Raw genomic sequence first — 14,748 nt, forward strand, 5'->3', positions numbered from 1 at the left:
TCAAATTTCAGCTTTGATACAGATTAACAGAATTTGCCTGGCGGCTTTAGCGCGGTGGTCCCACCTGACCCCATGCCGAACTCAGAAGTGAAACGCCGTAGCGCCGATGGTAGTGTGGGGTCTCCCCATGTGAGAGTAGGGAACTGCCAGGCATCAAATTAAGTAGTAAGCCGGTGCATTAATCCGGTGGTTACAGAAGTATTCGGTGGAGCGGTAGTTCAGTCGGTTAGAATACCTGCCTGTCACGCAGGGGGTCGCGGGTTCGAGTCCCGTCCGTTCCGCCACTTATTAAGACATTAAGCCTGCCCTTCCGGCAGGCTTAATGGCAAAAACTTTAGGGGCGTAGCTCAGTTGGTAGAGCACCGGTCTCCAAAACCGGGTGTCGCGAGTTCGAGTCTCTCCGCCCCTGCCATATAGAATCCTTTGCTTCGGCAAAGGATTTTTTTTGCCTGCAAAACAGCTCAACACCTTCCTGAAGAATAAGCAGCCTGCGTTTCCGCAGGCTTTTGCGTTAATCCAGTATGCTGGTTTTTAACAGATCTTTTATCTGCGACTGCTTATCGCTGTTTTGCAGCCAAATGGCATACAGCGGCCTGGAGAGCGTTGTCGAATCGGTGACAACATGGAGTGTAGGTTTATTATCCGCCCAGCGAACAGGTAACCAGGTACAGCCTTTCAATGCGGGAAGATGCTGGCATGCGATCTCCGCTGAGCTTGTCGTGAGCTGCGGGATATCATCGCTGGCAATTAACCCCGTCTCGTGTTGCTGAAAATCAGGCCCCCATTCCAGGCGTAAATAATTCAGGTCGGCCTTCATCATTGCAGGCTCCGATGCATAGAGCGCCAGGCTAAACTGTCCAACAATCTGGCTGCTAAATTCGTCCATCTTGGGGGCTTCTGTGGTGATCAGCAGATCAAGCTGCCGCTCGTGGAGTTGCTTAACCAGCGACTGACGTTGCGCAATCCTCGCCTCAAATTGCAGATGGTTGTGTGTGCGATATAGCCGCATAAGCCATTGGCTGAGCATGCATTCCCATAGCGATGCGCTGGCACCGATCGAGAATTCATTATGCCGGGAGGTGTGCGCAACCTCCTTTCGCGCTGCCTGCCAGGTATTCATCAGGGTTTCTGCATAAGGCAACAACTTTTCACCAGCCGGAGTTAAACGAATATTGTTGCGATGGCGGGTAAAAAGGTTCACACCCAGTTGATTTTCCAGCTGTCGAATACGAAAACTGACTGCTGACTGCGTCAGGTAGAGGGCTTCAGCTGCTCGCCCAAAGTGTCGCGTTCTGCTCACTTCGAGGAAAGTTTTTAGCAATTCCGTATCCACATCTTTCTCCACAAAATTATTTGTCGTTATGATTTAAATGTTTTGTTTTACACTCTGTCAAGCGTAACTAATACTCCGCGCCATAAATAGCTCGGCCAAAGAATTAGGAGCGTGTAGGATGGCGGAAAGCTTTACGACGACTAATCGTTTTTTCGACAATAAACATTACCCGCGCGGGTTCTCTCGTCACGGCGATTTCACTATCAAAGAAGCTCAACTTCTTGAGCGCCATGGTTATGCCTTTAACGAGCTGGATCTGGGTAAACGTGAACCGGCAACCGAAGATGAAAAACAGTTTGTCTCTGTTTGCCGTGGTGAGCGTGAGCCGCAGTCTGATGCAGAACGTGTATGGATCAAGTATATGGCTCGCATTAAGCGTCCTAAGCGTTTCCATACGCTGTCTGGCGGTAAGCCGCAGATGGAAGGTGCAGAAGACTACACCGAGTCTGACGATTAAGAAGAGAAGGGGCTACGGCCCCTTTTTTTATGCCAGCATTTTTTGCAGATGCAACAGCAGCCGATCGATCGCACGATAACTTAATGCCTCCTGCAAATGCCGCCTCTCTATTCCGGGGCAGCCCTCCACGTCGGCGACCGTGCGCGCTACTTTCAACAAACGCTGCCACGCGCGAATGGATAGCCCAAACCGCGTCAGTGTCTCTTCCAGCCAGCCTGCATCTTCAGCGTTGAGAGAACAAAACTGTCGGATCCCGCTGTTATCCAGCCGGGCATTCAGCCTGTTCTGACGAGCATACTGCCGCGCCTGCGCCGCAATAACCCGTTCACGCACAGTTGCTGAGCTTTCGCCCCTAATACCGGTTTGCCTCAGCAGACCGGGCGGGGGCAGGGGGATCTCGAGAGATAAATCAAAACGGTCGAGAAAGGGGCCAGACAGCTTACTCAGATAGCGCAGCGTCTGCTCCGGCGTACAGCGGTTATGATTGCCCTGATAATGACCCGTAGGGCTAGGGTTCATCGCCGCGACTAGCTGAAACTGCGCAGGGTAGCTTATTTTGGCCCGAGTACGAGACAAATGGATTTCGCCGGATTCAATCGGCTCCCGCAATGCATCCAGCACGCGGCGTTCAAACTCTGGCAATTCATCCAGAAACAAAATGCCGTTGTGCGCCAGTGAGATTTCACCCGGTCCGGGGATCGAACCCCCGCCCACCATCGCGGTAAGAGACGCACTGTGGTGTGGAGAGCGGAAAGGACGGCGGCGCCACTGTTTATGCAGCGACGTAGAACTGACCAGGCTAAATATCGCGGCGCTTTCCAGTGCTTCATGATTATTGAGGGGTGGCAACAGGCCGCTCAATCTGCTCGCCAGCATCGTTTTCCCCGTGCCTGGCGGACCTATCAGTAACAGGTTATGCCCACCCGCGGCCGTTATCTCTAACGCCCGCTTACCCTGTTCCTGACCCATAATATCGCTGAGATCTTCGGGCGAAGCTGGCGCCACCTCGTCATTCTCCTGCGGCTCGGCAAGCTCGTGTCGGCCTTCCAGCCAGGCGCAAACCTCTTGCAAATGTCCTGCGACAAGACACCCCTTTTCGGCGATAAGGCTTACTTCAGAGGCATTTTCATTGGCCACAATGATTTGTCTTCCCGCGCGTATGGCTTCAAGCGCACCCGAGATTGCTCCGGGAACGCCTCTTAACGCGCCTGTAAGCGCTAATTCACCCACGAACTCACACGAGCTTAGCCCTGGCGTATTGAGCTGTTCAGAAGCCGCGAGAAGCGCTATAGCAATAGGTAAATCATATCGCCCTCCCTCCTTTGGCAAATCGGCGGGCGCAAGGTTAATGGTGATCTTCTTCGCCGGAAAAGCATAACCGCTATTAATAATTGCGCTGCGCACGCGATCCCTCGCCTCTTTAACGGTCGTTTCTGGTAAGCCGACCAGCGTCAGTCCGGGCAGTCCATTACTTAAATGAACCTCTACAGAAATAAGCGGTGCCTTCACGCCGATGGCCGCGCGTGTATAAACAACTGACAGTGACATAAGCCCTCCTTGGCGGTGACTATGCCAGCATCATTTTTTCCTGTTTAGCACTAATTCACTGAATTACGGCGCTCGTTCCAGCCTTTTAGCGGCAAAATGTAATCCTTACATGTCGGTGGAATCGGCCTCGCAGAAAAGAAATCATGCGCGCCTTGCCGGATGAAGCAGGACAAAAAAATGAAAAATCTTCATTTCTATTTTTTCCCTATATAAAACAACGATTTTGAAAGAAATAGTTCGCATGCTACAGATATAGGTCATAAAAAAATCTTGTGTCAGATGAAATATCTGTGGTAACTCTTTAGGTATTCCTTCGAACAAGATGCAAAAAGAACTGAAAATGACAGCCCTTCTACGAGTGATTAGCCTGGTCGTGATTAGCGTGGTGGTGATTATTATCCCACCGTGCGGGGCTGCACTTGGACGAGGAAAGGCTTAGAAATCAAGCCTTAACGAACTAAGACCCCCGCACCGAAAGGTCCGGGGGTTTTTTTATGACTAAAAAACTTAAATGAGGAGCAGAGAATGACGACTAGCACAAAATTCTGTTTCTCCAGATTTATGACGGGGAACTAACTATGAATGGGGCACAATGGGTAGTACATGCGTTGCGCGCGCAGGGAGTCGAAACCGTATTCGGTTATCCGGGTGGCGCAATTATGCCGATTTACGATGCACTGTATGACGGCGGCGTGGAACACCTGTTGTGCCGACACGAGCAGGGCGCAGCGATGGCCGCCATCGGTTATGCCCGTGCGACCGGTAAAACCGGCGTCTGTATGGCCACCTCCGGTCCGGGCGCAACGAACCTGATCACCGGCCTGGCTGACGCGCTGCTCGATTCCGTACCCGTGGTGGCGATCACCGGCCAGGTGGCCTCTCCGTTCATCGGCACCGATGCCTTCCAGGAAGTGGATGTGCTCGGTTTATCGCTGGCCTGCACCAAACACAGCTTCCTCGTTCAGTCTCTCGAAGAGCTGCCGCGGGTGATGGCCGAAGCGTTCGAGGTTGCCAGCTCTGGCCGTCCTGGCCCGGTTCTGGTTGATATCCCGAAAGATATCCAGGTTGCACTCGGCGATCTGGAGCCGCATTTCTCTACCGTGGAAAGCGATAATGCGTTCCCGCATGCAGAGGTGGAAGAGGCGCGTCAGATGATGGCGCAGGCCAAACAACCGATGCTGTACGTAGGCGGCGGCGTGGGCATGGCGCAGGCTGTTCCGGCGCTTCGCGCGTTCATTGCGACCACGCAAATGCCCGCCACCTGCACGCTGAAAGGTCTCGGTGCGGTAGAGGCGGATTACCCGTACTACCTCGGCATGCTGGGGATGCATGGTACCAAAGCGGCAAACCTGGCGGTGCAGGAATGCGACTTGCTTATCGCCGTCGGCGCCCGTTTTGACGACCGCGTTACCGGCAAGCTGAATACCTTCGCGCCGAACGCCAAAGTGATCCATATGGACATCGACCCGGCGGAGATGAACAAACTGCGTCAGGCGCATGTCGCGTTGCAGGGCGATCTTAACGCGCTGTTACCGGCGCTGGAGCAGCCGCTGGATATCAACCCATGGCGTCAGCACACCGCTGATATGCGTACTGAACACGCGTGGCGTTACGATCACCCAGGCGACGCCATCTATGCGCCGCTGCTGTTGAAACAGCTGTCAGACCGTAAACCCGCAGACAGCGTGGTAACGACGGATGTCGGCCAGCATCAGATGTGGTCAGCCCAGCACATGACCTACACCCGCCCGGAGAACTTTATCACCTCGAGCGGCTTAGGCACGATGGGCTTCGGTCTGCCAGCAGCCGTTGGCGCGCAGGTTGCCCGCCCGAACGATACCGTTATCTGTATCTCCGGTGACGGCTCCTTCATGATGAACGTCCAGGAGCTCGGCACCGTGAAGCGTAAGCAGTTACCGCTGAAGATCGTCTTGCTCGATAACCAGCGTTTAGGCATGGTTCGCCAGTGGCAGCAGCTGTTCTTCCAGGAGCGTTACAGCGAAACGACCCTGACCGATAACCCCGATTTCCTCACCCTGGCCAGCGCCTTCGGCATTCCTGGCCAGCACATCACCCGTAAAGACCAGGTTGAAGCGGCACTCGACACCATGCTGTCAAGCGAAGGGCCATACCTGCTTCATGTCTCAATCGACGAGCTTGAGAACGTCTGGCCGTTGGTACCGCCCGGTGCCAGTAACTCACAAATGCTGGAGAAATTATCATGATGCAACATCAGGTCGCCGTGCAGGCTCGCTTCAACCCGGAAACGTTAGAACGCGTATTGCGCGTGGTTCGCCACCGTGGCTTTCAGATTTGCTCTATGAATATGGAAACGGCCACCGACGCGCAGAACATCAGTATCGAATTAACCGTTGCCAGCCCGCGGCCGGTCGACTTACTGTTTAGTCAGTTATCAAAACTGGTAGACGTTGCCCATGTTGCCATCTGCCAGAGCACAACCACATCACAACAAATCCGCGCTTAAGCGTGACAGGACGAAAAAATGACGACAAAAAAAGCTGATTACATTTGGTTCAATGGTGAGATGGTTCGCTGGGAAGACGCGAAAGTTCACGTGATGTCCCACGCGCTGCACTACGGCACCTCCGTGTTTGAAGGGATCCGTTGCTACGACTCTCACAAAGGGCCAGTGGTGTTCCGCCATCGCGAACACATGCAGCGTCTGCATGACTCAGCCAAAATTTATCGTTTCCCGGTCTCCCAAAGCGTTGATGAGCTGATGGAAGCCTGCCGCGAGGTGATTCGCCAGAACAAACTGACCAGCGCCTATATTCGTCCGCTGGTCTTCGTGGGTGATGTCGGCATGGGCGTCAACCCGCCCGCTGGCTATAACACCGATGTGATCATTGCCGCGTTCCCGTGGGGCGCCTACCTGGGCGCGGAAGCGCTGGATCAGGGGATCGACGCAATGGTTTCTTCCTGGAACCGCGTGGCGCCAAACACTATCCCGACTGCGGCTAAAGCGGGCGGTAACTACCTTTCCTCACTGCTGGTCGGCAGCGAAGCGCGCCGTCACGGCTATCAGGAAGGTATCGCGCTGGATGTGAATGGCTACATCTCCGAAGGCGCGGGTGAAAACCTGTTTGAAGTGAAAGACGGCATTCTGTTCACCCCGCCATTCACTTCGTCCGCGCTGCCGGGCATCACCCGCGACGCCATCATCAAGCTGGCAAAAGATCTGGGTATCGAAGTGCGCGAGCAGGTACTGTCCCGCGAATCCCTGTACCTGGCTGACGAAGTGTTCATGTCCGGTACCGCGGCTGAAATTACGCCGGTGCGTAGCGTCGATGGCATTCAGGTGGGCGAAGGCCGCTGTGGCCCGGTCACCAAACGCATTCAGCAAGCCTTCTTCGGCCTGTTCACCGGCGAAACAGAAGACAAATACGGCTGGTTGGATCAGGTTAATCACTAAATATAAATTTGGGACGGCACGCACCGTCCCATTAAATAGTCAGACGGGAGTAAATAAAGCATGCCTAAGTATCGTTCAGCCACCACCACCCACGGCCGTAATATGGCGGGTGCCCGCGCACTGTGGCGCGCCACCGGAATGACCGACGCCGATTTCGGCAAGCCAATTATCGCCGTGGTGAACTCCTTCACCCAGTTTGTGCCGGGCCACGTGCACCTGCGCGATCTCGGTAAGCTGGTTGCCGAGCAAATCGAAGCCTCCGGCGGCGTGGCGAAAGAGTTCAACACCATTGCGGTGGATGACGGTATCGCAATGGGCCACGGGGGGATGCTCTATTCACTGCCGTCGCGCGAGCTGATCGCCGACTCGGTGGAGTACATGGTTAACGCCCACTGCGCTGATGCGATGGTCTGTATCTCCAACTGCGACAAAATCACCCCGGGGATGCTGATGGCCTCCCTGCGCCTGAACATTCCGGTGATCTTTGTTTCCGGCGGCCCGATGGAAGCGGGTAAAACCAAGCTTTCCGACAAAATCATCAAGCTCGACCTGGTCGATGCGATGATTCAGGGCGCGGACCCGAAAGTCTCTGACGAGCAGAGCGACCAGGTGGAACGTTCCGCGTGCCCGACCTGCGGCTCCTGTTCCGGGATGTTCACCGCCAACTCCATGAACTGCCTGACCGAAGCGCTGGGCCTTTCTCAGCCGGGCAACGGCTCGCTGCTGGCAACCCACGCCGACCGTAAACAGCTGTTCCTTAACGCCGGTAAGCGCATCGTTGAGCTGACCAAACGCTACTACGAGCAGGACGACGCCAGCGCGCTGCCGCGCAACATCGCCAGCAAAGCGGCATTCGAAAACGCCATGACGCTGGATATCGCCATGGGCGGTTCCACCAACACCGTTCTGCACCTGCTGGCCGCCGCTCAGGAAGCCGAAATCGACTTCACCATGAGCGACATCGACAAGCTCTCCCGCAAAGTGCCGCAGCTGTGTAAAGTCGCGCCGAGTACCCAGAAGTACCACATGGAAGATGTCCACCGTGCGGGTGGTGTGATTGGTATTCTCGGCGAGCTGGATCGCGCCGGGCTGCTGAACCGCGACGTGAAAAACGTGCTCGGCCTGACGCTGCCGGAGTCGCTGGAGCATTACGACGTGATGCTGACCAAAGACGACGCGGTGAAAAACATGTATCGCGCCGGTCCGGCGGGCATCCGTACCACCCAGGCGTTCTCGCAGGATTGCCGCTGGGACACGCTGGATGACGATCGCGCCGAAGGCTGCATTCGCTCGCTGGAACATGCCTACAGCAAAGACGGCGGTCTGGCGGTGCTGTACGGTAACTTCGCGGAAAACGGCTGCATCGTGAAAACCGCAGGCGTGGACGACAGCATCCTCAAATTCACCGGTCCGGCAAAAGTGTATGAAAGCCAGGACGAAGCGGTAGACGCCATCCTCGGCGGCAAAGTGGTGGAAGGCGACGTGGTTGTCATTCGCTACGAAGGGCCGAAAGGCGGCCCCGGCATGCAGGAGATGCTCTACCCGACCACCTTCCTGAAATCGATGGGCCTCGGCAAAGCCTGCGCGCTGATCACCGATGGTCGTTTCTCCGGCGGCACGTCTGGTCTCTCCATCGGCCACGTCTCCCCGGAAGCGGCAAGCGGCGGCAACATCGCAATCATCGAAGATGGCGACCTGATCGAAATCGACATTCCGAATCGCGGCATTCAGCTGAAGCTGAGTGACCAGGAGATTGCGGCCCGTCGTGAAGCGCAGGAAGCCCGCGGCGCCAAAGCCTGGACGCCGAAAGATCGTCAGCGTGAAGTCTCCTTCGCCCTGCGCGCTTACGCGAGCCTTGCCACCAGTGCAGATAAAGGCGCGGTGCGCGATAAATCTAAACTTGGGGGCTAATGATGGCCGAGTCACAACCCTTATCCGCCGCCCCGGAGGGGGCGGAATACCTGAGAGCGGTGCTACGCGCGCCGGTCTATGAAGCGGTGCAGGTCACGCCCCTGCAAAAAATGGACAAAATCTCTTCGCGTCTCGACAACGTCATTCTGGTGAAGCGTGAAGACAGGCAGCCGGTGCACAGCTTCAAGCTGCGCGGCGCCTACGCGATGATGGCCGGGCTGACGGACGAGCAGAAAGCGCGCGGGGTGATTACCGCCTCGGCGGGCAATCACGCGCAGGGCGTGGCGTTCTCCTCGGCGCGTCTGGGGCTGAAGGCGCTGATCGTGATGCCGGTCGCCACCGCAGATATCAAGGTCGACGCGGTGCGCGGGTTCGGCGGAGAAGTGCTGCTTCACGGCGCTAACTTTGACGAAGCCAAAGCCAAAGCGATTGAGCTGGCGCAGCAGCAGGGCTTCACCTGGGTGCCGCCGTTCGATCACCCGATGGTGATTGCCGGGCAGGGTACGCTGGCGCTGGAACTGTTGCAGCAGGACGCCCATCTCGACCGCGTTTTCGTCCCGGTGGGCGGCGGTGGCTTAGCCGCAGGTGTGGCGGTGCTGATCAAACAGCTGATGCCGCAGATCAAAGTGATTGCGGTTGAAGCGGAAGACTCTGCCTGCCTGAAGGCGGCGCTGGACGCCGGACATCCGGTAGATCTGCCGCGCGTCGGGCTGTTCGCCGAGGGCGTGGCGGTGAAGCGCATTGGCGACGAAACGTTCCGCCTGTGCCAGGAGTATCTCGACGATATCGTCACCGTCGACAGCGACGCTATCTGCGCGGCGATGAAAGATCTCTTCGAGGATGTGCGTGCGGTGGCGGAACCATCCGGCGCGCTGGCGCTGGCGGGAATGAAAAAATACATCGCCCAGCACAATATTCGCGGCGAGCGTCTGGCGCACGTGCTTTCCGGTGCCAACGTGAACTTCCACGGTCTGCGCTACGTTTCCGAGCGCTGTGAGCTGGGTGAGCAGCGTGAAGCGCTGCTGGCGGTGACCATTCCGGAAGAGAAGGGCAGCTTCCTGAAGTTCTGTCAGCTGCTGGGCGGCCGCTCGGTAACGGAGTTCAACTACCGCTTTGCCGATGCCAAAGATGCGTGCATTTTTGTCGGCGTGCGTCTGAGCCGTGGCGTGGAGGAGCGCAAAGAGATCCTCAGCCTGCTGCATGACGGCGGTTACAGCGTGGTCGATCTCTCCGACGACGAGATGGCGAAGCTGCACGTGCGTTACATGGTCGGCGGCCGTCCATCCAAGCCGCTGAAGGAACGCCTGTTCAGCTTCGAGTTCCCGGAATCGCCGGGCGCGCTGCTCAAGTTCCTGCATACTCTTGGAACACACTGGAACATTTCCCTGTTCCACTACCGCAGCCACGGCACCGACTACGGCCGCGTGCTGGCGGCGTTCGAACTGGGCGAGCACGAGCCGGATTTCGAAACGCGCCTGAACGAGCTGGGCTATGAGTGCCATGACGAAACCCACAACCCGGCGTTCCGTTTCTTCCTGGCGGGTTAGGTTGTTCGGGAAAATGCCTGATGGCGCTGCGCTTATCAGGCCTACGTTCTAAGGTTTGAACTGCGTGTAGGCCGTGTAAGCGCAGCTCCACCCGGCTTTAGTGGTTCGGCAATATCGTCCAGAACGCATCAATAAGCGGCTCATGCAGCCGCTTTTTTTGTGCGCACACGCCTAGCTCGAACGGCGTTTTCTCGTCGCTGCGTTCTAAAATCATCACGCGATTGCGCACCGGCTCTGGGCTGTTTTCCAGCACCACTTCCGGTAGCAGCGCTACGCCGCAGCCGAGCGCCACCATCGATACCATCGCCTCATGGCCGCCGACCGTGGCGTAAATCGACGGGTTACTGATCTTCTGGCGGCGGAACCACAGCTCAATGCGGCGGCGCACCGGCCCTTGATCGGCCATGATAAACGGCACCGTGGACCAGTCCGGTTTCTCCACCGAAACCTGGTTGCGCACCGGGCAGGGCAGCGCCGGGGCAATCAGCACTACCGCCAGATTCTCCAGCATCGAGAACGCCACCGCCCCCGGCAGCGTTTCAGGTTTTCCGGCAATCGCCAGATCCGCTTCGCCCGTCACCACTTTTTCCATCGCGTCGGCGGCATCGCCGGTGGTGAGCTTAATTTCAACCGACGGATGTTCCGCGCGGAAGCGGTCGAGAATGGGGGGAAGATGGCTGTAGGCAGCGGTCACGGAACAGAAAATATGCAGCTCGCCGGAAAGCGACGGCCCCTGCTGGTCGATGGTGTGTCGCAGCTGCTGGTACTGTAATAACGTCTGCTGAGCAAAGATGCGCAGCTCTTCACCTGCTTCCGTGAGGGTGACGGTGCGGTTATCGCGCACGAACAGCGGCTGGCCGAGGTCTTCCTCAAGGCGCTGGATCTGGCGCGACAGCGTGGAGGGGCTGACGTGCATCGCCCGGGCGCTACGGCCAAAGTGACGGCTTTCCGCCAGGTGCAGGAACATTTTCAGATCGCGTAAATCCACCGATTCCACTCCCTCTTTTTACATTGCATAAATTGCAATGTGACGTTGTGAATATATCAATTTCCGCAATAAATTTCCTGTTGTAATGTGGGTACATTCTCGCTGAAACGCGAACCGAACAATAAGACACACAACATCACGAGGTATCACCCATGGCTAACTACTTTAATACACTGAACTTGCGCCAGCAGCTGGCGCAGCTGGGCAAATGCCGCTTCATGGCGCGCGATGAATTTGCTGATGGCGCGAGCTACCTTCAGGGTAAAAAAGTGGTCATTGTCGGCTGTGGCGCACAGGGTCTGAACCAGGGCCTGAACATGCGTGACTCCGGGCTGGATATCTCCTACGCCCTGCGTAAAGAAGCGATTGCTGAAAAGCGCGCGTCCTGGCGTAAAGCGACCGAAAACGGCTTCAAAGTGGGCACCTACGAAGAGCTGATCCCGCAGGCGGATCTGGTGGTTAACCTGACGCCGGACAAGCAGCACTCTGACGTTGTGCGTTCCGTACAGCCGCTGATGAAAGACGGCGCCGCGCTGGGTTACTCCCACGGCTTCAACATCGTTGAAGTGGGCGAGCAGATCCGTAAAGACATCACCGTGGTGATGGTGGCACCGAAGTGCCCGGGCACCGAAGTGCGCGAAGAGTACAAACGTGGCTTCGGCGTACCGACGCTGATCGCCGTTCACCCGGAAAACGATCCGAAAGGCGAAGGCATGGCGATTGCCAAAGCCTGGGCTGCGGCCACTGGCGGCCATCGTGCGGGCGTGCTGGAATCTTCCTTCGTTGCGGAAGTGAAATCTGACCTGATGGGCGAGCAGACCATCCTGTGCGGCATGCTCCAGGCCGGCTCTCTGCTGTGCTTCGACAAGCTGGTGGAAGAAGGCACCGATCCGGCATACGCGGAAAAACTGATTCAGTTCGGCTGGGAAACCATCACCGAAGCGCTGAAGCAGGGCGGCATTACGCTGATGATGGACCGACTGTCCAACCCGGCAAAACTGCGCGCGTTCGCACTCTCTGAACAGCTGAAAACCATCATGGCGCCGCTGTTCCAGAAACATATGGACGACATTATCTCCGGCGAGTTCTCTTCCGGCATGATGGCGGACTGGGCGAATGACGATAAGAAACTGCTGACCTGGCGCGAAGAGACCGGTAAAACCGCGTTCGAAACCGCACCACAGTATGACGGCAAGATCACCGAGCAGGAGTACTTCGATAAAGGCGTCCTGATGATCGCGATGGTGAAAGCGGGCGTTGAGCTGGCGTTCGAAACCATGGTGGATTCGGGCATCATTGAAGAATCTGCGTACTACGAATCGCTGCACGAGCTGCCGCTGATCGCAAACACCATCGCCCGTAAACGTCTGTATGAGATGAACGTGGTGATCTCCGATACTGCCGAGTACGGTAACTACCTGTTCTCTTACGCCTGCGTACCGCTGCTGAAAGAGTTCATGACCACCCTGCAAGCGGGCGATCTGGGCCAGGCGATTGCGGAAGGAGCGGTTGATAACGCGCAGCTGCGTGACGTCAACGAAGCGATTCGCAGCCACGAAATCGAGAAAGTGGGCCAGAAACTGCGTGGCTACATGACCGATATGAAACGTATCGCGGTAGCAGGCTAAACACGACGAATCGGGTGGCGTAAGCCACCCGAACTGTTTTAGCTACGCAATATCGCGCCGGGATAACCCAGCTGGCGCCACGCCTCATACACCACCACCGACACCGCATTCGACAGGTTCATGCTGCGGCTGTCCGGCATCATCGGAATACGAATTTTCTGCTCAGCGGGCAGGGCATCCAGAATGGTGGCCGGCAGGCCGCGGGTTTCCGGACCAAACATCAGATAATCCCCGTCCTGATAGCTTACGGCGCTGTGCGCTGGCGTACCTTTGGTGGTCAGGGCGAACATGCGCTGTGGTTTTTCGGATCCCAGAAACGCGGCGTAATCGTGATGACGAACGACGGCGGTAAACTCATGGTAGTCCAGCCCCGCGCGGCGCAGACGTTTGTCGTCCCACGTAAAGCCCATCGGCTCAATAATGTGCAGACGAAAACCGGTGTTGGCGCACAGGCGGATAATATTGCCGGTGTTCGGCGGAATTTCTGGTTCGAATAAGACGATGTTAAGCATGCTGCCCCCTTAATTGCGGGGGCAGAATAGCAGAAAAGAGAGGGACTAGGCGACGCCCGGCTCCTGCGCGCGGCTATACAGCATTTTGTAGACGGTTGCCGCCGCAGCCACGAGAGCAGGTACGCTGAGGATCATTAAAATACTGTCCGCCTGCCACTGCATGGAAAGAAGCTGGGCGCTGGTCATGGTGCCCGCCACGCCGCCGAAGCGGCCGATCCCCTGCATCCAGGCGATACCCGTCGCTCGGCACTCGGTAGGGTAAAAGGTGGCGGCCAGGGTCTGCATGCCCGACTGCGCGCCGTTCATCGCGATCCCCATCAGGAAGATTAACCCGCCAAACAGGGCGATATGGTTATGCTCAATGCCGAGTAAAAGAATCAGGCCCATCGTCAGCACGAAACCACACGCGACCACCTTGTGCGCTTCCCAGCGGTCCATCATCCAGCCCGCGAGCAAAATGCCAGCGGTGCCGCCGAAGGTGAACAGCGAGGTGAGCCAGGCGGACTCCGCCAGCGCATACCCCATCCCCTGCATCAGCGTTGGCATCCAGCTCAGCAGGACGTAATAAATCACCAGTCCCATAAAGTAGGTGACCCACAGCATCAGGGTGCCGGGCAGCCAGGGCATGGAAAACAGCTGCGACACGCTGCCTTTTTTCGACGCGACTTTCTCCTCCGCGAGGAAAAAGCCCGTGACGCTATCCAGCGTGCTGCGGGCGAACCGGCTGGCGATGCGGCGAACCTGGGCGACGTCTTTCCCGCGCTGCACCAGAAACTTCACCGACTCCGGCAACAGCAGCGCCAGCAGCACCGTTAAAATCAGCGGCGCAATCGCGCCGGTCAGCAGCACGCTTCGCCAGCCATGGTGAGGGATAAGCCAGGACGAGATCGCCCCGCCGCCCGCCGCACCCAGCGGAAAGCCGCAGTACATGGTGTTAATTGCCATGGCGCGGCAGCGCTGGGGGGCAAACTCGGAGATCAGCGTGATGGCGTTAGGCATCGCGGCACCCAGCCCGAGACCGGTCAGAAATCGCCATAGCGTCAGGGTATTCAGACTTTGCGCCCAGGCCGTGCCCAGGCTCGCCAGGCCGAAGAACAGGCATGAAAAGACCAGTACGCGCTTGCGTCCCATCCGGTCCGATACCGGACCTGCAATCAGGGCTCCCAGCGACAGCCCCAGCAGCGCCGCACTTAGCACCGGCCCCAGATCCTGTTTATGTATTCCCCACTCTGTCGACAGCGTAGGCGCAATGTAACCCATCGCTGCGGTATCAAACCCATCAATCGCCAGCACCAGAAAGCCCAGCACAATTAGAAGCCAGTGAAACCCTGAAAAAGGACTTTCATCGATCACCTGCTGAATATCCACCTTACCTGAATACGCCATACGCT

14 protein-coding genes, 2 tRNA genes and 1 rRNA gene are annotated in these 14,748 nt (G+C 57.2%); 12 read left to right on the forward strand and 5 right to left on the reverse strand.

The features are described from left to right. Positions 1-36: 36 nt before the first annotated feature. From rrf to ACWKXX_RS20945, 3 genes are all read left to right on the forward strand, one after another. A 5S ribosomal RNA gene (rrf, locus tag ACWKXX_RS20935) occupies positions 37-152 on the forward strand. 55 nt (positions 153-207) lie between these two features. Next, positions 208-284 (forward strand) — tRNA-Asp (locus ACWKXX_RS20940). A 52-nt stretch (positions 285-336) separates the two neighbouring features. Beyond that, positions 337-412 (forward strand) — tRNA-Trp (locus ACWKXX_RS20945). A gap of 99 nt (positions 413-511) precedes the next feature. Here ACWKXX_RS20945 and hdfR read toward each other — a convergent pair. After that, positions 512-1,333 (reverse strand): HTH-type transcriptional regulator HdfR, encoded by an 822-nt coding sequence (gene hdfR / locus ACWKXX_RS20950; RefSeq protein ID WP_045339136.1) that lies wholly within the window; start codon positions 1,331-1,333, stop codon positions 512-514. A gap of 118 nt (positions 1,334-1,451) precedes the next feature. Here hdfR and ACWKXX_RS20955 point away from each other — a divergent pair, with 118 nt between their 5' ends. Beyond that, a complete protein-coding gene (locus tag ACWKXX_RS20955) occupies positions 1,452-1,790 on the forward strand; it encodes a DUF413 domain-containing protein (protein WP_006808641.1) in 339 nt (112 codons plus the stop codon). A 27-nt stretch (positions 1,791-1,817) separates the two neighbouring features. Here ACWKXX_RS20955 and ACWKXX_RS20960 read toward each other — a convergent pair whose 3' ends face one another. Continuing rightward, the gene (locus ACWKXX_RS20960; RefSeq protein WP_032620478.1) at positions 1,818-3,338 is read right to left on the reverse strand and encodes a YifB family Mg chelatase-like AAA ATPase; all 1,521 of its coding nucleotides are present in this window, start codon (positions 3,336-3,338) and stop codon (positions 1,818-1,820) included. A 340-nt stretch (positions 3,339-3,678) separates the two neighbouring features. On the opposite strand from ACWKXX_RS20960, the gene ilvL reads away from it, so the two are divergent. The 7 genes from ilvL to ilvA all read left to right on the forward strand — a co-directional run bounded on the left by ilvL (position 3,679) and on the right by ilvA (position 10,229). Beyond that, positions 3,679-3,777, forward strand: a complete 99-nt coding sequence (gene ilvL / locus ACWKXX_RS20965; protein WP_001311244.1) for an ilv operon leader peptide — start codon at positions 3,679-3,681, stop codon at positions 3,775-3,777. An 86-nt stretch (positions 3,778-3,863) separates the two neighbouring features. Beyond that, positions 3,864-3,914, forward strand: a complete 51-nt coding sequence (gene ilvX, locus ACWKXX_RS20970; protein WP_166792073.1) for a peptide IlvX — start codon at positions 3,864-3,866, stop codon at positions 3,912-3,914. A gap of 2 nt (positions 3,915-3,916) precedes the next feature. Further along, positions 3,917-5,563, forward strand: a complete 1,647-nt coding sequence (gene ilvG, locus ACWKXX_RS20975) for an acetolactate synthase 2 catalytic subunit (RefSeq protein ID WP_023304625.1) — start codon at positions 3,917-3,919, stop codon at positions 5,561-5,563. Next, positions 5,560-5,823: an acetolactate synthase 2 small subunit gene (ilvM, locus tag ACWKXX_RS20980; protein ID WP_003860184.1), complete on the forward strand. Its 264-nt coding sequence runs from the start codon at positions 5,560-5,562 to the stop codon at positions 5,821-5,823. The genes ilvG and ilvM overlap by 4 nt, the downstream gene beginning before the upstream one ends. A gap of 18 nt (positions 5,824-5,841) precedes the next feature. Further along, a complete protein-coding gene (gene ilvE / locus ACWKXX_RS20985; RefSeq protein WP_003860182.1) occupies positions 5,842-6,771 on the forward strand; it encodes a branched-chain-amino-acid transaminase in 930 nt (309 codons plus the stop codon). Positions 6,772-6,831: 60 nt separating this feature from the next. Next, the gene (gene ilvD / locus ACWKXX_RS20990) at positions 6,832-8,682 is read left to right on the forward strand and encodes a dihydroxy-acid dehydratase (protein ID WP_045339876.1); all 1,851 of its coding nucleotides are present in this window, start codon (positions 6,832-6,834) and stop codon (positions 8,680-8,682) included. Positions 8,683-8,684: 2 nt separating this feature from the next. Further along, positions 8,685-10,229, forward strand: a complete 1,545-nt coding sequence (gene ilvA / locus ACWKXX_RS20995; protein ID WP_086524719.1) for a threonine ammonia-lyase, biosynthetic — start codon at positions 8,685-8,687, stop codon at positions 10,227-10,229. Between the two features lie 97 nt (positions 10,230-10,326). Here the strand turns inward: ilvA and ilvY are convergent, their stop codons facing one another. Further along, positions 10,327-11,217, reverse strand: coding sequence for an HTH-type transcriptional activator IlvY (gene ilvY, locus ACWKXX_RS21000; protein ID WP_017693777.1), 891 nt, complete (start codon positions 11,215-11,217; stop codon positions 10,327-10,329). A 152-nt stretch (positions 11,218-11,369) separates the two neighbouring features. On the opposite strand from ilvY, the gene ilvC reads away from it, so the two are divergent. Further along, positions 11,370-12,845 carry a ketol-acid reductoisomerase gene (ilvC, locus tag ACWKXX_RS21005; RefSeq protein WP_006808634.1) on the forward strand — a complete coding sequence of 492 codons (1,476 nt, stop codon included), beginning with the start codon at positions 11,370-11,372 and terminating at the stop codon, positions 12,843-12,845. A gap of 38 nt (positions 12,846-12,883) precedes the next feature. Here the strand turns inward: ilvC and trmL are convergent, their stop codons facing one another. Next, positions 12,884-13,357 (reverse strand): tRNA (uridine(34)/cytosine(34)/5-carboxymethylaminomethyluridine(34)-2'-O)-methyltransferase TrmL, encoded by a 474-nt coding sequence (trmL, locus tag ACWKXX_RS21010; RefSeq protein WP_003860178.1) that lies wholly within the window; start codon positions 13,355-13,357, stop codon positions 12,884-12,886. 45 nt (positions 13,358-13,402) lie between these two features. Then, positions 13,403-14,743 carry an MFS transporter gene (locus tag ACWKXX_RS21015; protein ID WP_032651952.1) on the reverse strand — a complete coding sequence of 447 codons (1,341 nt, stop codon included), beginning with the start codon at positions 14,741-14,743 and terminating at the stop codon, positions 13,403-13,405. Between the last annotated feature and the right edge of the window lie 5 nt (positions 14,744-14,748).

The organism is Enterobacter sp. UPMP2061 (genome assembly GCF_053709615.1).